Annotated in this window: 30 protein-coding genes and 1 tRNA gene; 18 read left to right on the top strand and 13 right to left on the bottom strand. The window is 63.2% G+C overall.

Annotated features, from left to right (window positions below):
- Nucleotides 1–11 precede the first annotated feature (11 nt).
- Entirely contained in the window at nt 12–1,052 is a 1,041-nt protein-coding gene (locus ACTJKX_RS18540; protein WP_440726101.1) for a histone deacetylase family protein, read from the top strand.
- A 1-nt stretch (nt 1,053) separates the two neighbouring features.
- A complete protein-coding gene (locus ACTJKX_RS18535; RefSeq protein ID WP_394313667.1) occupies nt 1,054–1,821 on the top strand; it encodes an SDR family NAD(P)-dependent oxidoreductase in 768 nt (255 codons plus the stop codon).
- A gap of 39 nt (nt 1,822–1,860) precedes the next feature.
- Here the strand turns inward: ACTJKX_RS18535 and ACTJKX_RS18530 are convergent, their stop codons facing one another.
- Nucleotides 1,861–2,547 (bottom strand): GntR family transcriptional regulator, encoded by a 687-nt coding sequence (locus ACTJKX_RS18530; RefSeq protein WP_311942790.1) that lies wholly within the window; start codon nt 2,545–2,547, stop codon nt 1,861–1,863.
- Nucleotides 2,548–2,608: 61 nt separating this feature from the next.
- Complete coding sequence (rhmD, locus tag ACTJKX_RS18525) at nt 2,609–3,787, bottom strand: L-rhamnonate dehydratase (protein WP_394310684.1); 1,179 nt, start codon at nt 3,785–3,787, stop codon at nt 2,609–2,611.
- A 185-nt stretch (nt 3,788–3,972) separates the two neighbouring features.
- Here rhmD and ACTJKX_RS18520 point away from each other — a divergent pair, with 185 nt between their 5' ends.
- Nucleotides 3,973–4,722, top strand: coding sequence for an SDR family NAD(P)-dependent oxidoreductase (locus ACTJKX_RS18520; protein ID WP_149253902.1), 750 nt, complete (start codon nt 3,973–3,975; stop codon nt 4,720–4,722).
- 7 nt (nt 4,723–4,729) lie between these two features.
- Here ACTJKX_RS18520 and ACTJKX_RS18515 read toward each other — a convergent pair whose 3' ends face one another.
- Nucleotides 4,730–4,975, bottom strand: a complete 246-nt coding sequence (locus ACTJKX_RS18515; RefSeq protein ID WP_367625180.1) for a hypothetical protein — start codon at nt 4,973–4,975, stop codon at nt 4,730–4,732.
- Between the two features lie 157 nt (nt 4,976–5,132).
- Between ACTJKX_RS18515 and ACTJKX_RS18510 the strand changes: the two genes are divergently transcribed.
- Both ACTJKX_RS18510 and ACTJKX_RS18505 read left to right on the top strand, forming a co-directional pair.
- Nucleotides 5,133–6,146, top strand: a complete 1,014-nt coding sequence (locus tag ACTJKX_RS18510) for a histone deacetylase family protein (protein WP_440726100.1) — start codon at nt 5,133–5,135, stop codon at nt 6,144–6,146.
- A 95-nt stretch (nt 6,147–6,241) separates the two neighbouring features.
- Complete coding sequence (locus ACTJKX_RS18505; protein WP_440726099.1) at nt 6,242–6,433, top strand: hypothetical protein; 192 nt, start codon at nt 6,242–6,244, stop codon at nt 6,431–6,433.
- 91 nt (nt 6,434–6,524) lie between these two features.
- Here the strand turns inward: ACTJKX_RS18505 and ACTJKX_RS18500 are convergent, their stop codons facing one another.
- From ACTJKX_RS18500 to ACTJKX_RS18480, 5 genes are all read right to left on the bottom strand, one after another.
- Entirely contained in the window at nt 6,525–6,761 is a 237-nt protein-coding gene (locus ACTJKX_RS18500) for a hypothetical protein (protein WP_311942777.1), read from the bottom strand.
- A 253-nt stretch (nt 6,762–7,014) separates the two neighbouring features.
- Entirely contained in the window at nt 7,015–8,187 is a 1,173-nt protein-coding gene (gene nagA, locus ACTJKX_RS18495; protein ID WP_394310678.1) for an N-acetylglucosamine-6-phosphate deacetylase, read from the bottom strand.
- On the bottom strand, nt 8,184–9,194 hold the full coding sequence (locus tag ACTJKX_RS18490; protein WP_394310716.1) for an SIS domain-containing protein: 1,011 nt from the start codon (nt 9,192–9,194) through the stop codon (nt 8,184–8,186). Before ACTJKX_RS18490 ends, nagA begins: the two co-directional genes overlap by 4 nt.
- Nucleotides 9,195–9,208: 14 nt before the next feature.
- On the bottom strand, nt 9,209–9,991 hold the full coding sequence (locus tag ACTJKX_RS18485) for a GntR family transcriptional regulator (RefSeq protein ID WP_068288356.1): 783 nt from the start codon (nt 9,989–9,991) through the stop codon (nt 9,209–9,211).
- Between the two features lie 80 nt (nt 9,992–10,071).
- Nucleotides 10,072–10,974 (bottom strand): BadF/BadG/BcrA/BcrD ATPase family protein, encoded by a 903-nt coding sequence (locus ACTJKX_RS18480; protein WP_440726098.1) that lies wholly within the window; start codon nt 10,972–10,974, stop codon nt 10,072–10,074.
- A 372-nt stretch (nt 10,975–11,346) separates the two neighbouring features.
- Between ACTJKX_RS18480 and ACTJKX_RS18475 the strand changes: the two genes are divergently transcribed.
- The 12 genes from ACTJKX_RS18475 to ACTJKX_RS18420 all read left to right on the top strand — a co-directional run bounded on the left by ACTJKX_RS18475 (nt 11,347) and on the right by ACTJKX_RS18420 (nt 22,762).
- A complete protein-coding gene (locus ACTJKX_RS18475; RefSeq protein ID WP_440726097.1) occupies nt 11,347–12,603 on the top strand; it encodes an ABC transporter substrate-binding protein in 1,257 nt (418 codons plus the stop codon).
- Nucleotides 12,604–12,695: 92 nt separating this feature from the next.
- Entirely contained in the window at nt 12,696–13,628 is a 933-nt protein-coding gene (locus ACTJKX_RS18470; protein ID WP_394310674.1) for a carbohydrate ABC transporter permease, read from the top strand.
- A gap of 10 nt (nt 13,629–13,638) precedes the next feature.
- Nucleotides 13,639–14,478 carry a carbohydrate ABC transporter permease gene (locus ACTJKX_RS18465; protein WP_440726096.1) on the top strand — a complete coding sequence of 280 codons (840 nt, stop codon included), beginning with the start codon at nt 13,639–13,641 and terminating at the stop codon, nt 14,476–14,478.
- 164 nt (nt 14,479–14,642) lie between these two features.
- Entirely contained in the window at nt 14,643–15,644 is a 1,002-nt protein-coding gene (locus ACTJKX_RS18460; protein ID WP_440726095.1) for an ABC transporter ATP-binding protein, read from the top strand.
- A gap of 156 nt (nt 15,645–15,800) precedes the next feature.
- Nucleotides 15,801–16,958: a M20 metallopeptidase family protein gene (locus ACTJKX_RS18455; RefSeq protein WP_440726094.1), complete on the top strand. Its 1,158-nt coding sequence runs from the start codon at nt 15,801–15,803 to the stop codon at nt 16,956–16,958.
- 133 nt (nt 16,959–17,091) lie between these two features.
- Nucleotides 17,092–17,694: a helix-turn-helix transcriptional regulator gene (locus tag ACTJKX_RS18450; protein WP_246683681.1), complete on the top strand. Its 603-nt coding sequence runs from the start codon at nt 17,092–17,094 to the stop codon at nt 17,692–17,694.
- Nucleotides 17,691–18,653, top strand: coding sequence for an ornithine cyclodeaminase family protein (locus ACTJKX_RS18445; protein ID WP_440726093.1), 963 nt, complete (start codon nt 17,691–17,693; stop codon nt 18,651–18,653). The genes ACTJKX_RS18450 and ACTJKX_RS18445 overlap by 4 nt, the downstream gene beginning before the upstream one ends.
- A 72-nt stretch (nt 18,654–18,725) precedes the next feature.
- Nucleotides 18,726–19,514, top strand: a complete 789-nt coding sequence (locus tag ACTJKX_RS18440; RefSeq protein ID WP_149253916.1) for a transporter substrate-binding domain-containing protein — start codon at nt 18,726–18,728, stop codon at nt 19,512–19,514.
- 114 nt (nt 19,515–19,628) lie between these two features.
- On the top strand, nt 19,629–20,294 hold the full coding sequence (locus ACTJKX_RS18435) for an ABC transporter permease (protein ID WP_440726092.1): 666 nt from the start codon (nt 19,629–19,631) through the stop codon (nt 20,292–20,294).
- Nucleotides 20,295–20,302: 8 nt separating this feature from the next.
- Nucleotides 20,303–21,037, top strand: coding sequence for an ABC transporter permease (locus ACTJKX_RS18430; protein ID WP_440726091.1), 735 nt, complete (start codon nt 20,303–20,305; stop codon nt 21,035–21,037).
- Nucleotides 21,034–21,762, top strand: coding sequence for an amino acid ABC transporter ATP-binding protein (locus tag ACTJKX_RS18425; RefSeq protein WP_440726090.1), 729 nt, complete (start codon nt 21,034–21,036; stop codon nt 21,760–21,762). The genes ACTJKX_RS18430 and ACTJKX_RS18425 overlap by 4 nt, the downstream gene beginning before the upstream one ends.
- 37 nt (nt 21,763–21,799) lie before the next feature.
- Nucleotides 21,800–22,762, top strand: coding sequence for a threonine ammonia-lyase (locus ACTJKX_RS18420; protein WP_440726089.1), 963 nt, complete (start codon nt 21,800–21,802; stop codon nt 22,760–22,762).
- 42 nt (nt 22,763–22,804) lie between these two features.
- Here ACTJKX_RS18420 and ACTJKX_RS18415 read toward each other — a convergent pair whose 3' ends face one another.
- From ACTJKX_RS18415 to ACTJKX_RS18405, 3 genes are all read right to left on the bottom strand, one after another.
- Nucleotides 22,805–22,957, bottom strand: coding sequence for a hypothetical protein (locus ACTJKX_RS18415; RefSeq protein ID WP_440726088.1), 153 nt, complete (start codon nt 22,955–22,957; stop codon nt 22,805–22,807).
- Nucleotides 22,958–23,549: 592 nt separating this feature from the next.
- Nucleotides 23,550–23,810, bottom strand: a complete 261-nt coding sequence (locus ACTJKX_RS18410; protein WP_105864168.1) for a GlsB/YeaQ/YmgE family stress response membrane protein — start codon at nt 23,808–23,810, stop codon at nt 23,550–23,552.
- 35 nt (nt 23,811–23,845) lie between these two features.
- Nucleotides 23,846–24,037 (bottom strand): CsbD family protein, encoded by a 192-nt coding sequence (locus ACTJKX_RS18405; protein ID WP_440726087.1) that lies wholly within the window; start codon nt 24,035–24,037, stop codon nt 23,846–23,848.
- A 200-nt stretch (nt 24,038–24,237) separates the two neighbouring features.
- Between ACTJKX_RS18405 and ACTJKX_RS18400 the strand changes: the two genes are divergently transcribed.
- The gene (locus tag ACTJKX_RS18400) at nt 24,238–24,663 is read left to right on the top strand and encodes a septal ring lytic transglycosylase RlpA family protein (protein ID WP_440726086.1); all 426 of its coding nucleotides are present in this window, start codon (nt 24,238–24,240) and stop codon (nt 24,661–24,663) included.
- Nucleotides 24,664–24,793: 130 nt separating this feature from the next.
- Here ACTJKX_RS18400 and ACTJKX_RS18395 read toward each other — a convergent pair.
- Together ACTJKX_RS18395 and ACTJKX_RS18390 are read right to left on the bottom strand one after the other, a co-directional pair.
- Nucleotides 24,794–24,868, bottom strand: a tRNA-Gly gene (locus tag ACTJKX_RS18395).
- A 154-nt stretch (nt 24,869–25,022) separates the two neighbouring features.
- Entirely contained in the window at nt 25,023–25,622 is a 600-nt protein-coding gene (locus ACTJKX_RS18390; RefSeq protein ID WP_440726226.1) for a nitroreductase family protein, read from the bottom strand.
- Nucleotides 25,623–25,625 lie beyond the last annotated feature (3 nt).

Below are 25,625 nucleotides of genomic sequence, written 5' to 3'. Positions count from 1 at the left end.
GAGCTTATGCCATGAAGACCTTCTACACCGCCGACCATCATCTCCATCACAGCGGCATGGAGCTTTCCTTCGGCAAGATCGTCGAGACCTTCGAAAAGCCGGAACGGGCCGAGATCATCCTGGCACGGGTCAAGGACGTGGGCCTCGGGCCGATACTGACCCCGCAGGATTATGAGCTCGCACCGATCAAGCGCGTCCACACGCCTGATTATGTCGACTTCCTCAAGGGCGTGTATGAGGAATGGCAGGCCGCCGGCCGCGATGGCGAGGTCTGGCCCTATAGCTGGCGCCATCGTTCCATGCCGCCCATCGACAAGGCGCCCCGCGGCCTCGACGCCCGTCTTTCCTACTATTCCTTCGACATGGCCGGCTCGATCACCGCTACCACCTGGCAGGCGGCCAAGCGCGCCGCCGACACCGCGTTGGCCGGTGCCGATGCCGTGCTTGCCGGCGAGCGTACGGCCTTCTCGCTATGCCGCCCGCCCGGCCATCATGCGGGCCGCGATTTCTTCGGTGGCTATTGCTACCTCAACAATGCCGCCATCGCCGTGCAGCGTTTTCGTGATGCCGGCCGCTCGCGCGTCGCGGTGCTCGATGTCGACTATCATCACGGCAACGGTACGCAGGAGATCTTCTACGATCGGGGCGACGTGCTGGTCGCCTCCATGCATGGCGACCCCGATTTCGAATTTCCTTTCCATCTCGGCTATGCCCGCGAACGCGGCGAGGGCGCAGGCGAGGGCTTCAACCTCAATTATCCCCTGCCGTCCGGCACGCAATGGCCGGAATGGTCCGCCGCCTTCGAGGATGCCTGCAGCAGGATCGAGGCCTTCGATCCACAGGCCCTGGTGGTCTCGCTCGGGGTCGATACCTACAAGGACGACCCGATCTCGCAGTTCAAGCTCGACAGCCCGCATTTCAGCGAAATCGGGGCACGGATCGCGGCGCTAGGCCTGCCGACCCTGTTCGTGATGGAAGGCGGCTATGCCGTCGGGGCGCTCGGGGTCAATGCCGTCAATGTCCTGACCGGCTTCGAACAGGCGGGAGGGTGAGATGGCTTCGGGATCTTTCGTCCGCTCGCGCTCCGTGCTGGTGACGGGCGCCGGCGCTCCCGACGGCATCGGTTTCGCCATTGCCAAGGCCTTCGGGCGAGCCGGCCTGTCGGTTGCGATCACGGCCTCGACCGACCGAATCTATCGCCGCGCGGCGGAACTGGAGGCCGAGGGCATCGAAGCTTGGGCAGCGGTTGCCGATCTCACGCGGCCCGACGAGGTGCGCCGATTGCGGTCGGCGGCGGGCGATGTCGATATCCTCGTCAACAATGCCGGCATGGGCAGCGTGCTGAAGCCGGCCGTGCAGAAGCGCTTCGTCGATCTCGACGAGGCCGAATGGAATCGCGGCATCGACGTCAGCCTGAACACCGCCTTTCTGGTGACCCGGGCCTTCCTGCCCGCCATGATCGCCGGGCGGCATGGGCGCATCGTCAATGTCGCTTCGGTCACCGGCCCCTACGTTTCCAATCCTGGCGAAGCGGCCTATTCGGCGGCCAAGGCGGGCATGGTCGGGCTGACCCACGCCCTCGCTTTGGAGGTGGCCGGGGATGGCGTCACCGTCAATGCGGTGGCGCCGGGCTGGATCGAGACGGGCTCCTCAACCGAGGAGGAGCGCATCGCTGCCCGCGCTACGCCGCCGGGCCGCGCAGGAACCCCTGACGAGGTCGCCGCTGCGGTGGCTTTCCTGGCCTCCGACGGCGCAAGCTACGTTAACGGCTCCGTGCTGGTGGTGGACGGCGGCAACATCCTGCAGGAGCGCAAGGGCTGACACTCCAATCCCCTTCGAATGAAAACTGCAACTGTGGTGTTAGTTCGCGCCCAGGCCGAGCGTATGCCGCAGCAGGTACATGCCATCGAGAATGTCGGCCTCGATGGCGGTGCGCAGTGAATCCGCATCGTTCCGGCGAATCGCCTCGATCGCCATCTTGTGCTTGTCGATGATCTCGGCGCCTTCGACCACGTCATAGATGGTGCGCATGAAGGGGCCGAACTGCACCCACACGCTTTCGAGCAACGGCACCAGCACGTCCGAATTGCCGGCGCGGTAGAGCTCGAAGTGGAAGTTGTAATTGGCGAGCATGTAGACGTCGGCGTTGCCGGTCTTATAGTTCCGGTTCATCGTCTCATCATGGGCGATCATGCGCTCCAGCCTGTCGCTATCGACAAAAGGCAAAGCGCGCCGGGCGCAGAGCGGCTCGAGGGCGAGCCGCGCGCTCATCAGCTCCTCGAAGCGGGCCACGGTCAGATGCGGCACGCAGACCCGCCTGTTCTGCTGGACCTCCAGGGCGTTCTCGGCGGCCAGGCGGCGGATCGCCTCGCGGCAAGGCATCACGCCCACGCCCAGCATGTCGCTGATGCCGCGCAGGCTCATGCTTTTGCCGGGATGGAAATTGCCGATGATCAGCTGTTCGCGCAGCGTCCTGTAGACCTGCTGATGCAGCGGGTTGGGCGTGGTGTCGGCCGGTTCGACGGCGGCGAGACTGTCGGTGCTCATCGCCGACTGTGATCACATTGGCGACCCGAGGGCAAGCACCGAAGCAGGACGGGGCGTCCTGCTATGCTCCGGCTTCGACCAGCACTGCTGCCGGATTGCGGATCAGGCCGAAACCCGGGGTGTCGGGAACGTCGAGGCGTCCGTTTCGAGGCACCGGTTCATTGGTGAAGAGGGGGCCGAAAACCGGCAGGACGTCCTGGCCGTCGGCGCTGTTGGCGACATATTCGCAATAGGGCGAATGGGGCTGCGACATCACGAAGTGATAGCTGAAGGGGCCGCTGCCATGCGGTACCACGGGAATGTCATAGGCGCTGGCATGGGCGGAGATCCGCAGCAATTCGGTCAGGCCGCCGACCCACATCACGTCGGGCTGCAGGATGTCGATATGGCGCCCCTCGATCAGCTTGCGGAAGCCGTAGCGCGAATATTCATGCTCGCCCGTCGTCCATTTTGTTGCCGGCAAAGCTCTCTTGAGCAGCGCATAGCCGTCGACATCATCGGGATGCAGCACCTCTTCCCACCAATAGATGTCGAGGTCCCTGCAGGCGGTGGCGAGCTCGATCGCATAGGGCACGTCGAGTGCCATGTAGCAATCCACCATCAGCGGATAATCGGGGCCGACGGTTTCGCGATGCGCCGCGAGGAAGGACACATTGGCGCGCAGGCCGTCGATGCCGTCGGCCGGGCCATGGGGCAGGGGCACCTTGCCGCCCCAGAAGCCGAGCCGGCGGGCCGCTTCCGGCCGCGGGCCGGTGCAATAGAAGCGGATCTCATCCTTGGTGCGGCCGCCGATCAGCTTGTAGACCGGTTCCTCCCTCATCTTGCCGATCAGGTCCCACAGCGCCAGGTCCACCACGGAGATGGTCGCGAGCGGCAGGCCCTTGCGGCCGTAATACATCGATGCCCGGAACATCTGGTCCCAGAGGCGATTGAGGTCGCGCGGGTCGGCGCCGTCGAGGAAGCGGCGGAAATGGTGCTGGATCAGCCAGCAGGCAGGCTCGCCGCCGAAACCGGTGGCGAGGCCGACATGGCCGCTTTCGCTCTCGATCTCCACCACGATCGAGCCCATGACGTTGACGCCCCAACTGGTGCGCGAAGCCTTGTAGTCGGCATAGCCGGACATCGGATTGGCGATCAGCGTGTCGATCAGCCAATGGCCCTGCTTCTGGCTGAAATAATCGCCGCCGCCTTCGCTGCGGACCAGATAGGTCCTGACCTGCTTGATGCGGGGAGATGCCATGCCTCGTCCTTCCTGCGTTGGGTTGCGCCGAATAGTGACGCAAGAAACTTGTCAGTCAAGTTTACAAATTCTTGAAAGCGCACTCTCTTGTTGTCTGACAAATAATCCGATATCACCCGATTGCCCCGGAAAACACGGCGGCGCCGGCAGCACGGCCGGCATTTGGAAGGCAGGGAAGGACCGGCATGACCACGATCATTCGCTATGAGGGCCGCGGCGCCATCATCACCGGCGGAGCCTCCGGCATCGGCCTCAAGACGGCTGAGCGCATCGTGGCCGAGGGCGGTTCGGTCTCGATCTGGGACGTGGATGCCGCCCGCATCGAGACGGTGCGCCAGGCGCTGGGCCCGAAGGCCCATGGCATCGCCATCGACATCACCGACCCTATCGCCGTCGAGAAGGCGGCCCAGACTGCGGAAAGCCAGCTCGGCCGCATCGACGTGCTGGTCTGTTCCGCCGGCGTGGCCGGCAAGAACGAATTGCTGGTCAATTATCCGATCGAGGAGTGGAAGCGGGTCTACGACATCAACGTCAACGGCCTGTTCTACTGCAACCGCTTCGTTGCGCCGCTGATGCAGAAGCATGGCTATGGCCGCATCGTGAACGTCGCCTCCATCGCCGGCAAAGAAGGCAATCCCACGGCGTCGGCCTATTCCTCGTCGAAGGCAGCGGTGATCGGGCTCACCAAGTCGCTGGGCAAGGAATTGTCGAAGGAAGGCATCACCGTCAACGCCATTACGCCGGCAACGGTCGATACGCCGATCCTCCAGCAGGTCAGCCAGGCCCATATCGACTACATGCTGTCGAAGATCCCGATGGGGCGCTTCGGCACCGTGGAGGAACTGGCCGCCATCATCACCTGGCTCGCCAGCGAAGAATGCTCCTTCACCACCGGTGCCGTGTTCGACATTTCGGGCGGCCGGGCCACCTACTGATCGTGCATCAGCAACGGCGAGCCATCAGCGCCCGCACCAGCACCACGGCGAGCGCCGCCAGCCCGATGGCGGCGGCGGCGACGATGACGGTGAGGCTCGTCGTCACATAGCAAGGCGCGGAATTGGCGGGGTTCTGCTGGCAGGGCAGCCGGCTGTCGATCAACCGTGCCAGGTAATGTCCCTGCGTCTCAAGAAAGACCAGTATGGCGCAGCCGAGGGCCAGCAGCGCAAGGAAAGCGGTACTCGGACGCATGAAACGATCCTTCGGGAAGCAGTACCGGTTTCTCGCATCGACTGAGCAGTCCGGCAGTTTCGCGGGTCACAGCCAGCGGCGATTTGACAGCCACGGTTCCGGCCAAATCGGCTAAACAGGGGCGGATCGAGTCACAGCCGACGGAGGAATATCGGACATGAAGGTCGTATTCAGCGAAACACAGAGGCGCCACGATCCGACCTTCTTCCTGTCGAGCGGCACGCAGAGGCCCAATCCGGAAGTGCCGCGCCGCTGTGACATCCTGTTGCAAGCAGCACTTGGCGCCGGCCTGACGCAGGTCGCGCCCGACGATGCCGGCCTGGTGCCCGTCGCCGCGGTGCACAAGCCCGACTACATCCACTTCCTCCGCCATATTCACGCGCGCTGGTGCGAGATCGATGGGGCCTCTGCCGAGGTGATCCCCAACATCCATCCCGATCGTCGCAACGGGGCTTATCCAGCCTCCGCCGTCGGACAGGCGGGTTATCATATGGCCGATACGGCCTGCCCGATCTCGGCCGGGACCTATGAGGCGGCCTTGGCCAGCGCCCATACGGCCTATCATGCCGCCGGCCTGGTGCTCGGCGGCGAACGCGCCGCCTATGCGCTTTGCCGTCCGCCGGGCCATCACGCCTTTGCCGATCTGGCCGGGGGCTTCTGCTTCTTCAACAACAGTGGCATCGCCGCCCAGGCCCTGCGCAGCCGTTATGACCGAATTGCCATTCTCGATGTCGACCTGCACCACGGCAACGGCACCCAGGGCATGTTCTATGGCCGCTCAGACATCTTCACGGTTTCGGTTCATGCCGATCCCATCCGCTTCTATCCCTTCTTCTGGGGGCATCCGGACGAACGCGGCGAAGGCGAGGGGCTCGGCTACAACCTCAATCTGCCCCTGCCGCGCAAGACGGGTGACGAAGGCTTCCTCGCGGCCCTCGACATCGCCCTGGACCGCATTGCCGCCTTCGCGCCGGGCGCGCTGGTGGTGGCACTTGGCCTCGACGCCTTCGAGGGCGATCCCTTCCAGGAATTGACGGTGACCACCAAGGGCTTTGCCCGCATCGCCTCCCGTATCGCCAGCCTCGGACTGCCGATGGCGATCGTGCAGGAGGGCGGCTATGTCTGTGACGCGCTCGGCGACAATCTCGCCAGCTTCCTCGGCGGGCTGTGAGGTATTTTTCCAACCCTTGTGGTTGACGACATCAAAATGCCGGGGTCGGGGCGTAGGTTCAGTGCTGGTTTGGGACGATTGAGGGAGTTGTTCCGATGACCAGCCTTGCCGTCGATGCCAGTACCTTGCTGGCAGCCCTCTGGATGCCGGCTCTGTTCAAGGTTCTCGCCGCCGATATTGCCATCGGCGCGGTTATCCTGTCGGGCTATCTCTGGCACAGGAAACAGGAACGCTGCAACGCCGAGCTGTCCGAGCGCAAATGGGGCAGGCGCCATCTGCATGGCTGAAGCAGTCTTCGCCGCTATGGACGGTTTGCCTGAACTTCTCGCTTCAATGTTTTCTCTTAAGCGAAAGTCTGCCGGCTTTTCGGCATGACGCTCAATGCACGATCGCACCAGCCGCATTGCCCTTCGACATCCACACCACCAAGGCGTCGTTGAAGGAGGCCACGGCATCGCTAGCGATGGGGATGCGGATGATCGCCCCATCCGCGAATTCGAATTCGGCCACGGCAAATTGCCGATGTCCCGGTGAAGTGAGGCCGCGAAATTTCGTAAGAAGCGGCGTGACGACCGAGCCGTCTCCACTTCCGAGCGGGTCCGAAGGATCGCTCATTCAACCATCCAATGCCCAAGTCTAACAATTGCCTTCCCTATGACGAAAGGCTGTGACATGGGCGTGATATGAAATATATCACCTGAGAATTTTTTTAAGCCAATGACAAGCAGAGATATCATGCTGACGCAAAGGCATAAAAAATATACGAGTCGGTTGTCGCGATAGAGTCCGGCCATAATATAGAAATGGAAACGCTTCCTGGCCAATTCTTTCCAGGAAGCGTATCAGTATGCATCTATTTTTTATTGTATCAACGTGGCGTTCCCGAGCGGAAAACTACCGATCCGCCGATCCGGACCGAAGCGATCGCCAGATCATCCGTCAGCACGACCATGTCGGACCGGCTGCCCCGATCGAGGCGGCCATAATGTCGGTCCATGCCAACGGCCATGGCCGGATAAAGCGAGGCCATGCGCAGGGCTTCGCCGAGATCGAGGCCGATCCGCTCATGCATGAAACGCACGGCCGAAATCATGTCGAGATCGGCGCCTGCGAGAGTGCCGTCGTCGAGGGTCAGGCGACCGTTTTCGCGTTTGATCACGCGGCCATTGAGCGTGAACTGCCGCATATCCGTGCCGATGGTGGCCATGGCGTCGGTGACCAGGAAGATCCGGCCGGGTTGCTTCTTGGCCCGTAGCGCGATGTCGATGGTGATGGGGTCGACATGGATACCGTCGGCCACCAGCCCGGCGGAGAGGCCGCCGAGTGCGATCGCCGTGCCGGCAAGTCCCGGCTCGCGATTCTTGATCTGGCTCATGGCGTTGAACAGATGCGTGGCCATGGAGGCACCGGCTTCCGCGGCTACGACCACGTCGCCATATTCGGCGTCGCTATGGCCGATGCTGACGACCAGACCGGCCTCCGCGAGGCGGCGAATCTGGGCCGGCGTTACCGATTCCGTCGCGACCGTCGTGAGCAGGACGGGAACCTGGCCTCTGGCGGCAATCAGCCTGGCGAGATCGGTCTCCTCCATCGGGCGGATCAATTGCGGATCATGCGCGCCTTTGCGTGAAACGGCTAGGTGCGGCCCCTCGATATGCAGGCCGAGGAAACCCGGCACCTTCCGTCGTTCGGCCTCCGCGCCAGCCTCGAGGGCCTCGGCGGTGATGGCGGGCGTGTCGGTGATCAGGGTCGCCAGCAGGGCCGTGGTGCCGAACTGGGCGTGGGCCGCGCAGATGGTGGCGATGGTTTCGGCGTCGCGGCTGTCATTCAGCATCACACCGCCGCCGCCATTGACCTGGAGGTCGATGAAGCCGGGGGCGATGAAACCCGTCTCGATCGTCTCGACCGCCATGCCTGCCGGCACGGCGCTACGCGGCACGATCGCCTCGATGTGCTCGCCATCGACGATCACGGCGGCATCCTGGTGCCAGGCCTCGCCATCGAAGATGCGCGGGGCGAGCAGGGCCGATTGCATGCTCATACCGTCTCCGTGACCTTGCGCAGATTGCGGGGCTCGTCGGGATTGAGGCCGCGACGACGGGCGAAGGCCTCGACGAAGGCGTAGAAGGAAGCGATCAGCACCAGCGGGTCGGTCAGCGGGTGGCCGGTGGCTGCGAAGGGCAGGCGGGCGGCTTGCCTGGCGCCGTCGGCGGTGATGAAGGCAGCGGCCCCCTTGGCCGCTAGCGCGTCGGCGGCACCGATGATCGAGCTTTCCGCCTTGTCGCGAGCCGCCAGGGCCAGCACCGGGAAACCGGGCCCGACCAGCGCCATCGGCCCATGCATGACCTCGGCGCCGCTATAGGCTTCCGCGTGCACCGAGCAGGTCTCCTTGAATTTCAGGGCCACCTCGTTGGCGATCGCCAGGGCCGGGCCGCGGCCGAGCACGAAGACCGAAGAAGTGCCGTCAAGGGCATCGGCGAAGGTGGTCCAATCGCAAGCGACAGCCTGCTCAAGATGACGGGGCAGGTCCTGAAGGGCTGACAGCAGCTCCTTGTCGCCGGCCCAGTGGGCGAGGACGCCGAGGCCGGCCACGGCGGAGTTCACGAAGGTCTTGGTCGCGGCAACGCTCTTCTCGGTGCCGGCGGCGATATCGATGGCGTGATCGGCCGCGAGCGCCAGGGGCGAGCCTGCCGTGTTGGTGAGGGCAATGGCGACGGCGCCGCTGCGGCGCACCGCTTCCGCCATGGCGACGATGTCGGGGCTCTTGCCGGACTGCGAGATGGAAAGGCTGGCGGCGCCGGCGAGCTTGAGTGGCGCCTGGTAGATCGAAGCGATCGAGGGGCCGAGCGAGGCGACCGGCACGCCGGTGGTCAATTCGACCGCATATTTGATAAAAGAGGCGGCATGGTCGGAGGAACCGCGGGCCACGGTGACGAGGACGCGCGGATCGACGGCCTTCAGCGCGGTGCCCGCCCGCTCCATCTCGGTGGTGGATTGTTCGAACAGGCGCGCGACGGCCTGGGGAATTTCCAGCACCTCGCGGCGCATGTGGGTCTCTGTTGTCACAGTGCTTCTCCTTCGCTGGGCTCGGCCAGACGCAATTCCGCTACGAAATCATAGGTATCGCCCCGGTAGATCGACCGGGTGAATTCAACCACCTTGCCGCTCGGCAGATAGGAGACGCGCTCGATGTTGAGGCTGGCGGCTCCGGGAGGTACGCGCAGAAGCTGGGCATCCTCCGGCCCGAGATTGGCGGCGGAGATGCGCTGGACGGCGCGGACCGGCTTGTTGCCATGCTCGGCAAGGGCGGCGTAGAGCGAAGAGCCGACTGCTTCCGGGTTCGGCAGCAGCGAGGCCCCGATCGAGGCACGTTCGATCGCGACGGCGGCTTCATTGGCAAAGCGCAGACGGTTCACACGCGCCACCATCTCGTTGGCGGTCAGACCGAGGATCATCGTCTCCTGCGGCGAGGGCACATAGAGGCCGCGCTCGAGCCAGACCGAGTGTACCAGCTTGCCGCGCCGCGCCATGTCCTCGGTGAAGGATGTCAGGCGCGACAGGGATTGCTCGACGCGCTCGACCCGGGGCGCGACGAAGGTGCCGGAACCGTGACGCTGGATCAGCACGCCCTGTTCGACCAGGTTCTGCAGCGCCTTGCGCACGGTGACGCGTGAAATATCGGCCTTCATGGCGATGTCGCGCTCGGAAGGGAGCGCGTCGCCTGCGGCCAGGACACCGTCCCGCACGGCTTCCTCGATCGATTTGCGCAATTGCAGATAGAGCGGCGCGTTGCTGCCCTTGGCATCGGCGAGGGAGCGGAAGATGAGGTCGACGGCGTCACTCATGGCTTGCCTTTCCAAGCCGAATTCCCGGGCCTGCTCCCTGTAGGAGGGCAAGAGTTCGGCGTGACTCAACTGCCTGGCGATCATGGCTGCATCAGTCCCTGTTTGCCATCCGACAATGACCGCTCGAGGCCGAATAATCGGGCAGCCATGGATACTGCGCCGCCCAACGCGTCCTGCAGAGGAGGCACGAGCCGCTCCCGGTGTTTCGGGGGCAGGCGAGGTCCGACCAGCGTTGCCAGGCCGCCCAATAAGCAACGGGGCGTCGCGTTGGCAAGCGCAAGGGCGTCCAGGGAAGCCTCGACCGCCGAGACGGCCCGCTCGACGATCCTGTCCGCCGCTGGATCTCCGCGCTCGAGATAGTCGAAGACCATCGGCGCGAAAGTTCCGAAATCATGGGGCTGAGCGGATTTGGTGAACTCCACGATCGCCTGCGGATCGTTGCCATGCGCTGCCAGAATGGCATCCAGGAGGGAGGTATGGGGGGCTATGCCGTCATGGGCGAGCAGTGCCTCCTCGAGCAGGTCTCGTCCGATCCTGGCGCCGCTGCCCTGGTCACCGAGCAGGAAACCCCAGCCGCCCAGGCGGCGGATCTCACCCGACTGACGCGCCAGATAGTGGCTGCCCGTGCCCAGGATGCCGATGGCGCCGTCTCCCGCGCCGATCGCGCCTTCCAGGGCGATGAGCACGTCGGACTCGATCAAGCAGCGGCGAAAGGGCAGGCGAGCCCGCAGTTCGGCAGCATAGGTTCCGATATTGGCGCCCGCCAGGCCGAGCACGACGGGTGTGTCGGGAATATGGGCCGGATCCTGGCCGGCGGCGGCGAAGGCCTGACCGACGGCTACCATGATGCTCTCGCAGGCCCCGTTCAAATCCGTGCGGATATTGGCCGACCCGGCCTTGGCGCGGCCGATGATCTGGCTTTGGGCTGTCGCGAGCGCCGCCCTGCAGCTCGTGCCTCCACCATCGACGCCGAGGATCATCATTGCTGTGTTCTCCCTATGCGAAGACAATACCAATAAGCTACCACTCGTCAAGAGGTGTTCTGGGCAAAAAATTTAAACCAAGTTAAAACAGATACTTATACGAAATGTGATGCTTCATCGAGAAAAGTTATGTGAGACCACTAGACAAGTGGTATTTATTTGGTATTGTCCGGCCCATCGGGGAGGTGGGGTCGGACCTAGGCCGGCGCTGCCGAGCGGAGGCCTGCGGGCATGCAGGTTCTTCGGGTCTCCGGGCAGCAGACCAGTTGCCGGCCGGAAAGGCTGCATGAGCGGCGCATCCCGGCGGGGGCTGGGTACCGCAAGGTCGACCAGAGCCGGCCCAGGCAGTGGCCGGTACAGGGAGGAAGACGGATGAAGAAGCGACTTTTGACGGCCCTATTCCTGGGCACTACTTTTCTCGGCGCGACGGCCGCCTGGGCCGAGGATGCGACCCTCACCATCGAGAGCTGGCGCAATGACGATCTTGCCATCTGGCAGGAAAAGCTGATCCCGGCTTTCGAGAAGGCCAATCCCGGCATCAAGGTGAACTTCACCCCGTCGGCGCCGCCTGAATACAATGCCGCGCTCAACGCCAAGCTCGATGCCGGCACCGCCGGCGATGTGATCGCCTGCCGTCCTTTCGATGCCTCGCTGGAGCTCTACAAGAAGGGGCAGCTGACGGATCTGTCGACCCTGCCGGGCATGGACAATTTCACCGACACGTCCAAGTCTGCCTGGCAGACCGACGATGGCAAGACCACCTTCTGCGTGCCAGTGGCCTCGGTGATCCACGGCTTCATCTACAACAAGGACGCCTTCGACAAGCTCGGCCTCAAGCCGCCGCAGACCGAGGAAGAGTTCTTCGCCGCCCTCGACAAGATCAAGGCAGACGGCACCTATGTTCCGATGGCGATGGGCACCAAGGATCTGTGGGAAGCCGCGACCATGGGCTACCAGAACATCGGCCCGAATTATTGGAAGGGCGAGGAGGGGCGCCTGGCTCTGATCAAGGGCAGCCAGAAGCTGACCGATGCCGATTGGATCGAGCCCTTCGTCACGCTCGCCAAGTGGAAGTCCTATCTGGGCGACGGCTTCGAAGCGCAGACCTATCCCGACAGCCAGAACCTGTTCACGCTCGGCCGTGCCGCCATCTATCCGGCCGGCTCCTGGGAAATCTCTCCCTTCGGTGCCCAGGCGCAGTTCAAGATGGGCGCTTTCCCCCCACCGGTGCGCAAGGCCGGCGATACCTGCTACATCTCCGACCACAACGACATCGGCTTCGGCCTGAACGCCAAGAGCAAGAACCCGGAAGCGGCCAAGAAACTGCTGGCCTGGATCGCCTCGCCGGAATTCGCCACGCTCTACGCCAATGCTTTGCCGGGCTTCTTCAGCCTCGCCAAGAGCGAGGTGAAACTCGACAATCCGCTGGCGCAGGAATTCGTGTCCTGGCGTAACAAGTGCAAGTCGACGATCCGCTCGACCTACAAGATCCTGTCGCGCGGCACGCCCAATCTCGAAAACGAGACCTGGGTGGAATCCGCCAATGTGATCAACGGCGTAGACACGCCGCAAGCAGCTGCCGAGAAGCTCCAGAGGGGGCTCGACAGTTGGTATAAGCCGGCTAAGTAAGTTCGGCTCGGCCGCGCCTCGATGACGGCGCGGCCATCCTCCCCCTCATCGCCATCTCCGACAACAGCAACGCACATGCGAGGATTGCTGCAATGTCTCTCGAAGATTCACCAAGTAGAAAAGCGTTCCGCTGGCACATTCCGGTTTTCCTGGCGCCGGCCGTCATCATCTACACGCTCGTGATGATCCTGCCGCTGATCGGTACCCTGCAGCTTTCGCTGTTCCGGACTGTCGATGGTGTGTCGAATTTCGCGGGACTCGACAATTTCCGCACGCTGTTCGGCGACCCGCGCTGGGCCTCCAGCTTCTGGAACGCCCTGCGCAACAATTGCTGGTTCTTCCTCATCCACATGGTGGTACAGAACCCGATCGGCATCGTGCTGGCGGCCCTGCTCTCCCATCCCAAGCTGCGCTTTGCCGCCTTCTACCGTACGGCGATCTTCATCCCGACCGTGCTGTCCTTCGTGATCGTCGGCTTCGTGTGGAAGCTGATCCTTTCCCCGCTCTGGGGCGTGGCGCCCTCGATGCTGGACCTGATCGGCCTCAAGAGCTGGTTCACGCCGCTGCTCGGCAAGGAAGCCTATGCGCTCACCACGCTCGGCCTCGTTTCGGTGTGGCAGTTCGTCGGCATCCCCATGATGCTGATCTATGCCGCGCTCTTGTCGATCCCCGACGAGGTGATCGAAGCGGCCGAGATGGACGGCATTACCGGCATCGCCCAGTTCTGGAAGATCAAGCTGCCGCTGATCCTGCCCTCGATCGGCATCATCTCGATCCTCACCTTCGTCGGCAATTTCAATGCCTTCGACCTGATCTATTCGGCGCAGGGTGCGCTGGCCGGGCCGAACTACGCCACGGACATTCTCGGCACCTTCCTCTACCGCACCTTCTTCGGCTTCCAGCTGCAGCTCGGCGATCCGAACATGGGCGCCACCATCGCCTCCATGATGTTCTTCATCATCCTGGCCGGCGTGTGCGTCTATCTCTTCGCCATCCAGACACGGCTGCGGCGCTATCAGTTCTGAGGAGATCGACATGAGCAAAGCCACGCACTCTCCGGCCCGGTCGATCGCCGCCCATACGGTGCTGATCGCCTACACCGTGATCGCCCTGTTTCCGGTGATCCTGATCCTGATCAACTCCTTCAAGTCGAGGGATGCGATCTTCCGCTCCCCCCTGACGCCGCCGGGGCCTGCGACCTTCGATGCCATCGGCTACAAGACCGTGCTCGCCCAGGGCGACTTCTTCCTCTACTTCCAGAACAGCATGATCGTCACGGTGGTCTCCCTGTTCTTCGTGCTGCTGCTCGGCGGCATGGCGGCCTTCGCGCTGGCCGAGTACCGCTTCAGGGGCAACACGCTGATGGGGCTTTACCTGGCATTGGGCATCATGATCCCGATCAGGCTCGGCACCGTCGCCATCCTGCAGCTCATGGTCGCCACGGGCCTGGTCAACACGCTGACGGCGCTCATCCTGGTCTATACGGCGCAGGGCCTGCCGCTGGCGGTCTTCATCCTGTCCGAGTTCATGAAGCAGGTCTCGGACGATCTCAAGAATGCCGGGCGCATCGACGGATTGTCGGAATACCGCATCTTCTTCCGCCTCGTCTTGCCGCTGGTGCGGCCGGCCATGGCGACCGTTGCGGTCTTCACCATGATCCCGATCTGGAACGATCTGTGGTTCCCGCTGATCCTGGCGCCAGGCGAGAAGACCAAGACCATCACGCTGGGTACCCAGGTCTTCATCGGGCAGTTCGTCACCAACTGGAATGCCGTGCTGGCGGCGCTGTCGCTCGCCATCCTGCCGGTGCTGGTGCTCTATGTGATCTTCTCGCGGCAACTCATCCGCGGCATCACCTCGGGCGCCGTCAAGTAGAGCCTGGCGTCACGCCATGCCGCCCGCTTTGCGCGAGACGACCTGGTGATGAGCCGGCTCAAGGTATCCTGTCGCCCAATCTGCGATGAAATTTTTTCGTGGTCCGCATCGAGCGGATGAAGAAGCGCGCATGCGCCCCACAGGCAAACTTCAGGGGAAGTATCATGGGTTCGCTGAATATCGAGAATGTGAAGAAATCGTTCGGCTCGGTTGATATCCTCAAGGGGATAAACCTGGATGTGAAAGACGGCGAATTCGTCGTCTTCGTTGGACCGTCGGGCTGCGGCAAGTCCACGCTGCTGCGCATCATCGCGGGGCTGGAGGACACGACCTCCGGGGGCGTGAAGATCGATGGCCAGCGCGTCAATGAGGTGCCGCCGGCCAAGCGCGGCATCGCCATGGTGTTCCAGAGCTATGCGCTCTATCCCCATCTCACCGTGCGCAACAATATGGGCCTTGGCCTCAAGCAGGCCGGCGAGGCGGCCGCCGAGATCGACAAGCGCATCAAGGCTTCCTCGGCCATGCTCGCTCTCGAGCCCTATCTCGACCGCCGGCCGTCCGAACTCTCTGGCGGCCAGCGCCAGCGCGTCGCCATCGGCCGCGCCGTGGTGCGCGAGCCCAAGCTCTTCCTGTTCGACGAGCCCCTGTCCAATCTTGATGCGGCGCTGCGCGTCAATACCCGCATCGAGATTGCCCAGCTCCACCAGCGCCTCAAGGCGACGATGATCTACGTCACCCACGACCAGGTCGAGGCCATGACCCTGGCCGACAAGATCGTGGTGCTGAATGCCGGCCATATCGAGCAGGTCGGCGCTCCCATGCATCTCTACAACGACCCCGACAACACCTTCGTCGCCGGCTTCATCGGCTCGCCCAAGATGAATTTCGTCGATGGTGCGCGCCTGGGCGAGAGCGTCAAGACGATCGGCGTGAGGCCCGAGCATGTCTCCGTCAGCCGCGAGGCCGGCGACTGGAAGGGCACGGTCGTTTATGCCGAGCATCTGGGTGCCGACACCTATCTCTACCTCGATACCGAGAAGGCAGGCTCGATCACCGTGCGGCTCTCCGGCGAGTATCAGGTCGAGCCGGGCGCCACCATCTACGCCACGCCCGATGCGACGAGGACCTTGCGCTTCGACGAGAACGGCAAGCGCCTGCGCGGCTGAGTGGCACGGTTCGGGGTGCCGGTCCCGCTCCGTCGGCATGCCGACGGAGCTGAGAAAACCGGCATACGGCCTCGCCGTCGTCTCTCGTGCATGTAGACAAAACATTCATTGTGGACTAGTTCGTCTATGCTTGCCATTTGACGGATGAATCCTGCAATGACCGACATCGTCGAAGATGCCCTGCCTCGCCTGGTTGCAATGCGGCATGACCTGCATCGCCATCCGGAGATCTCCCGCGAGGAAGCCTGGACCTCGGCCTTCGTTGCCGAACGCCTGACCGAAATGGGAATTCCCGTCCATACCGGCGTCGGCGGCTATGGCGTGGTCGGCGTCGTCCAGGGGAGCGGGGAAGGGCCCGGCGTGGCCCTGCGAGCCGACATGGATGCCCTCGCCATGGATGAGCACAACAGCTTCGACCATCGTTCGCAGATCTCCGGCGCCATGCACGCCTGTGGCCATGACGGCCACATGACCATGCTTCTGGGGGCGGCGTCCTATCTCTCGCTTACTCGCCGTTTTCGCGGCACGGTCTATCTGGTGTTCCAGCCGGCGGAGGAGCGCTATGGCGGCGCCCAGCTCATGCTGGATGCCGGCCTGCTCGAGCGCTTCCCCGCCCGCAATATTTTCGGCCTGCACAATTGGCCGGATGTGCCGGCCGGCGAGGTGATCGTCCATGATGGCCCGGTGATGGCCGGGGCGGGGGAATTCACCCTGAAGTTCAAGGCGCCCGGCGGTCACGCCGCCATGCCGCACATGACCGGCGATCCCGTCCTGGCCGGCAGCCATTTCGTCACCGGCATCCAGCAGGCGGTGGGCCGGGCCGTCAATCCGCTCGAGGCGGCCGTCGTCACCGTCGGCTCGTTCCAGGGCGGCTTTGCCCAGAACGTGATTTCGCGTGAGGCCACTTTGGCCGGCACTTTCCGCGGCCTGCGCCCCGACATTCTGGCCCTGCTGAAGGCGCGGGTGGAGGAGATCGCCCAATCCGCCGCCAGGATCGCCTCGACAGAGGTCGAGATCGGCTTCGACGACCTGCCGAGCCCGCCCGTGGTCAACACGCCGGCCGAGGCCGAGATCATGCGCCGGGCTGCCCGCACATTGCCCGGCAGCCCCGCCTTGCATATCGGCGTGCCGACCATGGCGGGTGACGATTTCGGCGCCTTTCTCGAGCATCTGCCCGGCGCCTATGCCTGGATCGGCAATGGCCCATCGGACCGAAATGGCCGGCTTCACCAGCCCGACTACGATTTCAACGATGCCATCATCGGCACTGGCGTCCGCCTTCTTTCGGCCACGGCCGAACAGGCATTGTTGTAGACATAAAATCTCTTGTAGACTTTTTTGTTCTTGAGACCTAAACGTTGCGGCCAGGATGGCGATGGCATGGCGAGCTTTATCGAGAAGCCGCGCCAACCGCCGCGACAGGGAATGACGCTTGGATCGGATGCCTATGGACAGCCTTCACCGCTATCGCCCGATCTGCGACGCCATCGCGGCGCTATTCCAGCCCTATGTCGAGGTGGTCCTGCATGAGCTTGCCACCGACAAGGCCGTCTACATCGCCGGCAATTTCTCCAAGCGCGTGCTGGGCGAGCCCTCGCTGCTGCACGAGGTCGATTTCGACAGCCAGAACCCGGTGATCGGTCCCTATGAGAAGGTCAACTGGGATGGCCGGGCCCTCAAGTCGATCACCGTCGTGCTGCGCGACGAGGCAGGCGCTCCGCTGGGCGTGATGTGCATCAACGTCAACGTCTCCGACTTCCACGCCGTGATGCAGACCTTGTCGGCGCTGGTGCGCGTGCCCGAGCCGCATTACCGGCCGGATGCCCTGTTCAAGGAAGACTGGCACGAAAGGATCAACGAGTTCATCCGGCAATGGACGCAGGGGCGCAACGTCACGATTTCCTCGATGACCCATGCCGACCGCAAGGATCTGGTCACTGCCCTTGCCGACAGCGGCGCCTTCAGCGGCAAGAACGCCGCCGCCTATATCTCGCGCGTGCTCGGCATGGGGCGCGCGACGGTCTACAAATATTTGAGAAACGAGAAATGATTAGCCTTTCGCTGGCCCAGCTCCAGGAGCTGGTTTCGATCGATGCCGCCGCCATCTCAGCCATCACCGATGCCTATGTCGCCGTCGCGGACGGCCGGGCCAATGTGCCGCCGGTCGGCTATCTCGGGCTGCCCGCGCAGAATGCCGATTGCCACATCAAATATGGCTATATCGCCGGCGACCCGATCTTCGTGGTCAAGATCGCTTCCGGTTTCTACGACAATCCCAAGCGCGGCCTGCCGTCGAGCAGCGGCATGATGATCGCGATTTCGGCCGTCACCGGCGCCACCGTCGCCATCCTCAACGATGAAGGCTGGCTCACCAATCTGCGCACCGGCATCGGCGGCGCCGTTGCCACCTTCGCCCTCTGCCGCCCCGACAGCGAAGTCTTCGCCGTGCTTGGTACGGGTACGCAGGCGCGCTTCCAGATCCGCGCCGCCGCGGCGCTGGCCAAGCGTCCCGTGCAGTTCCTGGTCTGGGGCCGTTCGGTGCAGAAGGCGCGCGAACTCGCCGACGAATTCGCCGGGTCGCCCATCGACGTCTCGGTTGCGGCCGATCTGGAAGAGGCCTGTCGCTCGGCCGACGTGATCATCGCTACCACGCCCTCGACCACACCCTATGTCGCGAGCGAATGGGTCACGCCTGGCACCCACATCACCGCCGTCGGAGCTGACGCCCCCGGCAAGCAGGAACTGGACCTGGCCCTGGTGGCACGGGCGGATCTGCTGGTCGCCGATCTCGCCAGCCAGAGCCTCGACCATGGCGAATTCGCCGCCGCCTTCCAGGCCGGCCTGTTCCGGCAGGAGGACTGCCTCGAACTCGGCGCCATCCTGAACGGATCGAAGCCGGGGCGCGGTTCCAGCGACGCGATCACCATTGCCGACCTCACCGGTCTGGCCACCCAGGACATCGCCATCACCAGGACAGCCCTGCAGCGGGTGCCCGATCTGGTGATGTGAGTCCGTTTTTCGTCGTCTGAGCGGGCAGCCCGCCATGCCCGCGCCGTTCATGTTTCTTGAGAGGGGACTGCCGTGAAGAGAGTATTGTTGGTTTCGCTCGCCGCGCTGCTGGGCGTTTCGGCTGCCAGGGCCGAAAGCCTGCGCATCGCCTCCAGTGCGGATTTTCCGCCCTGGGAGTCCGTCGATGCCGCCAATGAGATCGTCGGCTTCGATCGTGACATCGGCAACGAGGTCTGCAAGCGCATCGGTGCCGATTGCAGCTGGACCAACCAGGCTTTCGACGGCCTGCTGCCCGGCCTGCAGGTCGGCAAATACGATCTGATCATGTCGGGCCTGTCGATCAACGACGAGCGCGAGAAGCAGGTCGATTTCTCGGCACCCTATGCCGATGCGCCCAACAACATCGTCGTCGCCGCCGGGAGTCCCGTCGCCCAGGCGAAAGACACCAAGGCTCTCGAAGAGGGGCTGGCCGGCAAGGTGATCGGTGCGCAGACGGGTTCGACCCATGAGGCGGTGATCCGGGCCCATTTCAAGGATGCCGACGTCCGTCTCTATGACCGGGCCGAGCAGGTCGCCGACGATATCGTCGCCGGCCGCCTCGATGCCGGCCTGATGGAACGTTCCGCTTGGGAAGGCATGATGGCATCCCGAAAGGACAGCGGCATCACCATCGCCGGCCCGCTGATCACCAGTGCCGACTATGCCGAGTTCGGCCGGGGCCAGGCCATCGCCCTGAAGAAGGGCAAGGATGATTTGAAGAAGCGGATCGACGAGGCCGTCAACGCCATGCTCGCCGACGGCACGGTCGCCAAGCTTTCGGAGAAGTGGTTCAAATACGACGTCTCCTTCAAGAAGAAATGAGTGTAAGCGCCGGCGCCGCCGCGTAGCGCCTTGAGCCGATGGGATGCTTGCTCCCTCTCCCTAAAGGGGAGGGGGAGCGCTACTCCAGCGGGCTCCCGAAGCGAGATCCCTCCGATGTCCGTGGTTTCAACCTATCTTCCGCAACTCCTTCAGGGGCTTCTCGTCACCCTGCAGGTGGCCGTCGGCAGCTTCGTGGTCGGGTTCGTTCTTGCCGTGGCCGCCGTCTTCGCCTGGAGCTCCGGTCCCAAGCCCCTGCGCTGGCTGGTGGCCTCCTATGTAGCCGTCATTCGCGGCCTGCCGGAACTGCTGGTGATCTTCCTGGTGTTCTATGGCGGGACGGTGCTGCTCACCGGCCTGATGGGCGCCTATGTCGAGGTCAGCGCGCTGGCGGCAGGCATCGCGGCGCTGTCCTTCGTGTCGGGCGCCTATCTGACCGAGATCCTGCGCGGCGCCTTGCAGACCATTCCTCCGGGGCAATGGGAGGCGGCGCGCAGCCTCGGCCTCAAGCAGGGCCAATTGTTCCGCAAGATCATCCTGCCGCAGATGTTCTCCCACGCGCTTCCCGGCCTCGGCAATCAATGGCTGGTGATCCTGAAGGAAAGCGCGCTGGTCTCCATCGTCGGGCTGGAGGAATTGATGCGCAAGGGCGTGGTGGCGGCCGGCGCCACCCACCAGCCGATGACCTTCTATCTCGTCGTCGCGGCCCTTTTCGTCTTGATCACCACCGTCTCGACCGCCGTGCTGAGCTTCGGCAACAGCCGCCTGACCTGGATGCGATAGGAGGCGACATGTCCTTGGAAATGCTGCTTCGCGCCATTCCCGTCGTCCTGACCGGGCTCAAGCTGACGCTGCTGATCACCTTGGCTGCCTTTGCGGTCGGGCAGATCGTGGCGCTGCCGGTCGCCCTGGGCCGGGTCTCGAAGTTCCGGCTGCTGCGCGGGGCGACCTGGCTCTACACCTTCCTGCTGCGCGGCAGCCCGCTCCTGGTGCAGCTCTTCATCCTCTATTACGGCCTCGCGCAGTTCCCTGCCGTGCGCAGCAGCGTGTTCTGGCCGATCCTGCGCGATCCGGTCTATTGCGCCATCCTGGCGATCGGCATTAATTCTTCGGCCTATGTCGCCGAGGTGATCGCCGGCGGCATTCGCAAGATACCGGCCGGGCAGTTCGAGGCCTGCATCTCGCTCGGCCTGTCGCGCCGGCGTACCTTCATCGATGTCGTATTGCCGCAGACCTATCGGGCGATCTTTCCCTCGATCGGCAACGAGATCATCCTCGTGCTGAAGGCGAGCTCGCTGGCGAGCGCGGTGACCGTGATGGAGATGACGGGCGCGGCGCGGGCCTTTACCGCCAAGACCTATGCGCCCTTCGAAGTGTTCATCGTCGCCGGCCTCGTCTATCTCCTGGTGGGCTTCGTCTTCAGCCTCATCTTCCGGGTGAGCGAGAGTGCGTTGTTCCGCTCGACCGGCCTCGGTTCGAGCAAGGCAGCGGCGGCTGGCCGCCGGCCTGCGGAGGTGGCGTCGTGATCCAGGCCGACAATCTCACCAAATCCTATGGCCCCCATGCCGTCCTCAAGGGCGTCAGCCTGTCGATGAAGGCGGGCGAGCGGGTGGTGCTGTGCGGCCCGTCGGGCTCCGGCAAATCCACCTTCATTCGCTGCCTCAACGGCCTGGAGACGCGCAGCGGCGGCGATATCCGCATCGCCGGCCGTGCCTTGGCGCGGGACTGCTCCAACGTGCTCGACCTCGCCGGCGAGGTCGGCATGGTGTTCCAGCAGTTCAACCTGTTCCCGCACAAGACGGCGCTCGAGAATTTGATGCTGGCACCCCGCCGTGTGCGCAGGCTCGGCCGCAGGGAGGCGGCGGAACTCGCCATGGCGATGCTGGAGCGCATGCGGCTCGCCGACAAGGCCGCTTCCTATCCCGGCCAGCTCTCCGGCGGCCAGCAGCAGCGCGTGGCCATCGCTCGGGCGCTGTGCATGTCGCCGAAAGTGATGCTGTTCGATGAGCCGACCTCCGCCCTCGATCCCGAAATGGTGAAGGAAGTGCTCGATGTGATGATCGACCTTTCGCGCCAGGGGCTGACCATGGTCATTGTCACCCATGAGATGAGCTTTGCCAGGAATGTGGCCGACCGCGTGGTCTTCCTCGATGGCGGCCGGATCGTGGAAAGTGCAGGGCCTCAGGCCTTCTTTGAAAATCCGCAACACGCCCGCACCCGGGATTTCCTGCGCCAGATCGCGCGGCATTGACCCGGCCTGGCGACGCTCGGCCAAGGAGAATAGTGTCATGAATCCAGACGTTCTGGCCTCGGCCGCCCGCTCGGTGCAGGCGCGCCAGCGCATCAAGGCCCATATCTACGAGACGCCGCTGCTGCCGTCCCGGCAGATCGGCGCCGAAGCAGGCAGCCGGCTCTTCTTCAAGGCCGAGAACTTCCAGCTGACCGGCTCCTTCAAGATCCGGGGTGCCAGCGCCAAGATCTCGGCGTTGGCGCCGGGCCGGCATCTCGTCACCGCCTCGTCCGGCAATCACGGCATCGGTTCTTCCCAGGCCGCCCGTTCCTTCGAGCGGGACCTGACCGTGGTATTGCCTGAGACGGTAGCCGCCGCCAAGCTCGCCCGCATCCGCTCCTATGGCGTGGAGACGCGGCTGCATGGTGCGGAGACCTGGTATGCGGAGCAGCACGCGCTCGAGCTCGCCCGCGACAAGGGGTATGAATATATCTCGGCCTATGACGATCCCGACGTCGTTGCCGGGCAGGGCACCATCGGACTGGAACTCCTGGAACAGCACCCGGACATCGACAATGTCTTCATCGCCATGGGGGGCGGGGGCCTGATCAGCGGTATCGGCAGTGTGCTGAAGAGCTTCCTGCCCCGTGCGCGCGTCTATGGCGTCGCGGCCCGCAACTCCTGCGCGCTTGCCCTGTCGATGGCAGCGGGCAAGGTGGTCGAGACCGAGCATCTGGAGACACTGGCGGATGGCGTCGCCGGCGGGCTTGCCGAGGAGACGATCACGCTCGAGCTGGCGAGGGCCGTGGTGGACGAGACGATCATCTGCTCGGAAGAAGAGATTGCCGCCGCGCTCCGCGACCTCGCCTTCAAGGAGAACATGCTGGTGGAAGGATCTGCCGGCCTGGCCCTGGCAGGGTTCGCCAAGGTCGCGGACGCTTGCCGCGACCAGGTCAATGTGGTGCTGCTGTGCGGGGCCAATTACGACCGGGACAATTTGGTCAAGGCCGTATTCAGCTGAAGAAACGGCCCAATCCGTGGATCGAACCGGGCCGTTGATCGATTAGACGAAGGAACCCGCGCTGTGCGCGGCTGCGTGGGCCTGATTCTGCGTGACGGCCGTGCTGTCGCCCGCAGGCTCAGCCGATACCGACGTGAGCGTGATGGCGGTGACGGCGCTAAGAAATAGAAAAATAGACGTAAGGATGATCTTCATTTCTGGAATCTCTTGAAAATATAGAGAGGCAATGCTTCCGAGGAGGAAGCCCCATGCTCCACGAGCGCGATGAAATTTCACGCAAGCTAAAAATTAAATATGATTTCGTTATTGAATAAGAAGTGCACCGATCTCAACGCTGATCAGCGCATGCTCAAAACATGCGCAATGCGGACAGAAAGATCCGTGTTTCGCTGGCTATTGGAGCCCTTGAAATCGGCGAGAACCCCCTTCCCCCGAAAGCCTCCTGATTCTCCATCGATGTTACTTACCGGTAACACCCGGGGGTGAAATAGTCAAGGCCGCAGGGACATGATGCGGATATTTCAAAGCCGAATGGAGGATAGGCCAGCGCAGACGGACGCCTTCATTGCGAGCAAAATCCTCAATGGCTCTCGACTTCTCCGAAGTGAAGATAGCCGATGGCCAAGCCGAAATGCCTCGGCATTTTCGAGGATCACCCAGGACTTCGGTCGTTCGAATGCCGACAGACTGCAGATCTGGCGCAAGCCAGGCGGTGCCAAGGCGTTTCCTCCGTCATATTTCCGCGAAAGCCAGACGGGGTGGCGTTCACCCCATCTGGCCTCGAGCGTCAGACGCGAGAACCGCTTAGCATTCGCGCGAGCGCAATGAGGATGCAGGCGCCGATAAAGCCCGCGATGAGGTAGCCCAGCCACCCGCCGAAGCCCACGCCTATCAACCCCAGCAGAAAGCTGGCGAGGGCCGCACCGACGATGCCAAGAATGATGTTCATGAGAACGCCGGTGTTGCTCTTCATGAACATCTCAGCCAGCCAACCGGCCAAGCCGCCGATAATGATCGCAGCGATCCAGCCAACTTCAGGACGATCCATTCCTTCACCTCCGCTTCTATTGGATTGTCTGGGATTTACGCCTTGTCGATGACCGACTTGACCGCGTCCTTGACCTTGCCTTTGGCCTCCTGAATCTCTCCCTTGGCTTTTTGAATCGCGCCTTCGGCTTCCATCTCCTGATTACCCACGGCCTTGCCGACGCCTTCCTTCACCGAACCCGCCACTTTGTTGGCGATACCCTTCACCTTGTCCGTTGTGCTGTTCACTCGGTTACTCCCTTGAATGCAGACCCCCAGCTCACAAACGCTGGTGTCCTTTCGAGGTTCCGTAGTGATTTTGGCTTATGGATTAATCCGCCGCAGTACGTGAGCGGTGGTAGCGAAATTGCCGCAATCGAGAGATAACAAAATCGAAACCATTCGATTCCTACCGTAATTAATCGTCAATTACAGAAGGAATTGACTGGATGGGTATGCGCCTCATAAGCGGAATTTTCGCCTTTTCCATGATAATCATCTTCATGGCTATGGTTTCTGGACATGCAGAAACCCTGGGTACAGCATCCTTTTACGGTAGGGAGCTGAAAGGGCGCCGTACCGCCAACGGCGAACGCTTCAATCCAGCCGGGCTGACGGCTGCCCATCGGACCCTGCCTTTCGGAACGACGCTGCGCGTTACCAACCTTAGGAACCACAAGAGCGTTGTCGTCCGCGTCACCGATCGAGGCCCCCATAAGCGTGGCCGCATGATCGACCTCTCCTATGGAGCGGCCAAGGCCGTCGGCATGCTCGGCATGGGCACGACGAGAGTTTCAGTCGCTAGGATTGCGGCGTCTTCCCAGGCCTCGGACAAGGGCAACTCGCCGCCAAGGCTCCCGCCTCGTCGACGATAGCCAACGGCTGCATGGACAGCTGCATCTTCACCCCCTTGGCCTGGAGGGGTACCTTTGCGTCCGGGACTTTGTGCGACCGGCTTGCCCCAAGCGCGCAATGGCTACTTGACCATTGTTGCCAGGAGGATTTTGGAGCGGGCGATGGGAATCGAACCCACGACATTCAGCTTGGGAAGCTGACGTTCTACCTCTGAACTACACCCGCGCAGCGATTGCTGCGATCTTGTAGCCTGTTTCTCAGGGATGGATCAAGGCCGCCCCTGCGCTTTTCATTGAATGTGACAAGGCCCGGCTCAAGGCCGGGCCTGACGATCTCGCAACTATCGGCTCACTGCGCCGGCTCGCGGCGCCGGCGGCCCTCAGCTGTAGACCTTGAAGCGATCATTGTCGTTCATGAAGCTCTTCTCGGGGAAGGGCTGCTCGTTGGAGCCGAAGGGCATCTGGGCGCGCAGCTTCCAGGACTTGGGCACATGCCATTCCTTCTGCACGGCCTCGTCGACCAGCGGGGCATAGTGCTGCAGGCTGGCGCCGATGCCGTGCTCGGCCAGGGCCGTCCACACGGCGAACTGCGCCATGCCGCCGGACTGCTCGGAGAAGGCCGGGAAGGCGTCGGCATAGAGCGGGAACTGCTCCTGCAGGCTCTTCACCACGTCCTGATCCTCGAAGAACAGCACGGTGCCGGCGCCGGCGGCGAAGGAATCCATCTTGGCCTCGGTCGAGGCGAAGCTGTCGGCGGGCACGATCTTGCGCAGGATTTCCTTGGTCAGATGCCAGAATTTGTCGCTCTGTTTGCCGAACAGGATCACGGCGCGCGAACTCTGCGAATTGAAGGAGGACGGGACATGCTTGATCACGTCCTGGATCAATCTGCTGATCTCTTCCTCGCTCTTGGGCAGCGTCTTGCCCAGGGCATATTGCGTGCGGCGGGTCTTGATATGATCGATAAAGGTCTTGGACATGAG

This window comes from Labrys sp. 22185, from assembly GCF_052045555.1.
Classification (GTDB): domain Bacteria; phylum Pseudomonadota; class Alphaproteobacteria; order Rhizobiales; family Labraceae; genus Labrys; species Labrys neptuniae.
This window is presented reverse-complemented; position numbering and strand designations above follow the sequence as displayed.

Excerpts from the sequence above, each read along its gene's own strand:
- ACTJKX_RS18430 (WP_440726091.1), top strand. The coding sequence starts at position 20,303 with ATGTCCTTGGAAATGCTGCTTCGCGCCATTCCCGTCGTCCTGACCGGG.
- ACTJKX_RS18475 (WP_440726097.1), top strand. The coding sequence starts at position 11,347 with ATGAAGAAGCGACTTTTGACGGCCCTATTCCTGGGCACTACTTTTCTC.
- ACTJKX_RS18485 (WP_068288356.1), bottom strand. The coding sequence starts at position 9,991 with ATGAGTGACGCCGTCGACCTCATCTTCCGCTCCCTCGCCGATGCCAAG.
- ACTJKX_RS18460 (WP_440726095.1), top strand. The coding sequence starts at position 14,643 with ATGGGTTCGCTGAATATCGAGAATGTGAAGAAATCGTTCGGCTCGGTT.
- ACTJKX_RS18540 (WP_440726101.1), top strand. The coding sequence starts at position 12 with ATGAAGACCTTCTACACCGCCGACCATCATCTCCATCACAGCGGCATG.
- ACTJKX_RS18480 (WP_440726098.1), bottom strand. The coding sequence starts at position 10,974 with ATGATGATCCTCGGCGTCGATGGTGGAGGCACGAGCTGCAGGGCGGCG.
- ACTJKX_RS18470 (WP_394310674.1), top strand. The coding sequence starts at position 12,696 with ATGTCTCTCGAAGATTCACCAAGTAGAAAAGCGTTCCGCTGGCACATT.
- ACTJKX_RS18455 (WP_440726094.1), top strand. The coding sequence starts at position 15,801 with ATGACCGACATCGTCGAAGATGCCCTGCCTCGCCTGGTTGCAATGCGG.
- rhmD (WP_394310684.1), bottom strand. The coding sequence starts at position 3,787 with ATGGCATCTCCCCGCATCAAGCAGGTCAGGACCTATCTGGTCCGCAGC.
- ACTJKX_RS18530 (WP_311942790.1), bottom strand. The coding sequence starts at position 2,547 with ATGAGCACCGACAGTCTCGCCGCCGTCGAACCGGCCGACACCACGCCC.
- ACTJKX_RS18410 (WP_105864168.1), bottom strand. The coding sequence starts at position 23,810 with ATGGATCGTCCTGAAGTTGGCTGGATCGCTGCGATCATTATCGGCGGC.
- ACTJKX_RS18535 (WP_394313667.1), top strand. The coding sequence starts at position 1,054 with ATGGCTTCGGGATCTTTCGTCCGCTCGCGCTCCGTGCTGGTGACGGGC.
- ACTJKX_RS18515 (WP_367625180.1), bottom strand. The coding sequence starts at position 4,975 with ATGCGTCCGAGTACCGCTTTCCTTGCGCTGCTGGCCCTCGGCTGCGCC.
- ACTJKX_RS18435 (WP_440726092.1), top strand. The coding sequence starts at position 19,629 with ATGTCCGTGGTTTCAACCTATCTTCCGCAACTCCTTCAGGGGCTTCTC.
- ACTJKX_RS18445 (WP_440726093.1), top strand. The coding sequence starts at position 17,691 with ATGATTAGCCTTTCGCTGGCCCAGCTCCAGGAGCTGGTTTCGATCGAT.
- nagA (WP_394310678.1), bottom strand. The coding sequence starts at position 8,187 with ATGAGCATGCAATCGGCCCTGCTCGCCCCGCGCATCTTCGATGGCGAG.
- ACTJKX_RS18450 (WP_246683681.1), top strand. The coding sequence starts at position 17,092 with ATGGACAGCCTTCACCGCTATCGCCCGATCTGCGACGCCATCGCGGCG.
- ACTJKX_RS18400 (WP_440726086.1), top strand. The coding sequence starts at position 24,238 with ATGGGTATGCGCCTCATAAGCGGAATTTTCGCCTTTTCCATGATAATC.
- ACTJKX_RS18520 (WP_149253902.1), top strand. The coding sequence starts at position 3,973 with ATGACCACGATCATTCGCTATGAGGGCCGCGGCGCCATCATCACCGGC.
- ACTJKX_RS18420 (WP_440726089.1), top strand. The coding sequence starts at position 21,800 with ATGAATCCAGACGTTCTGGCCTCGGCCGCCCGCTCGGTGCAGGCGCGC.
- ACTJKX_RS18390 (WP_440726226.1), bottom strand. The coding sequence starts at position 25,622 with ATGTCCAAGACCTTTATCGATCATATCAAGACCCGCCGCACGCAATAT.
- ACTJKX_RS18510 (WP_440726100.1), top strand. The coding sequence starts at position 5,133 with ATGAAGGTCGTATTCAGCGAAACACAGAGGCGCCACGATCCGACCTTC.
- ACTJKX_RS18490 (WP_394310716.1), bottom strand. The coding sequence starts at position 9,194 with ATGCGCCGCGAGGTGCTGGAAATTCCCCAGGCCGTCGCGCGCCTGTTC.
- ACTJKX_RS18465 (WP_440726096.1), top strand. The coding sequence starts at position 13,639 with ATGAGCAAAGCCACGCACTCTCCGGCCCGGTCGATCGCCGCCCATACG.
- ACTJKX_RS18500 (WP_311942777.1), bottom strand. The coding sequence starts at position 6,761 with ATGAGCGATCCTTCGGACCCGCTCGGAAGTGGAGACGGCTCGGTCGTC.
- ACTJKX_RS18415 (WP_440726088.1), bottom strand. The coding sequence starts at position 22,957 with ATGAAGATCATCCTTACGTCTATTTTTCTATTTCTTAGCGCCGTCACC.
- ACTJKX_RS18505 (WP_440726099.1), top strand. The coding sequence starts at position 6,242 with ATGACCAGCCTTGCCGTCGATGCCAGTACCTTGCTGGCAGCCCTCTGG.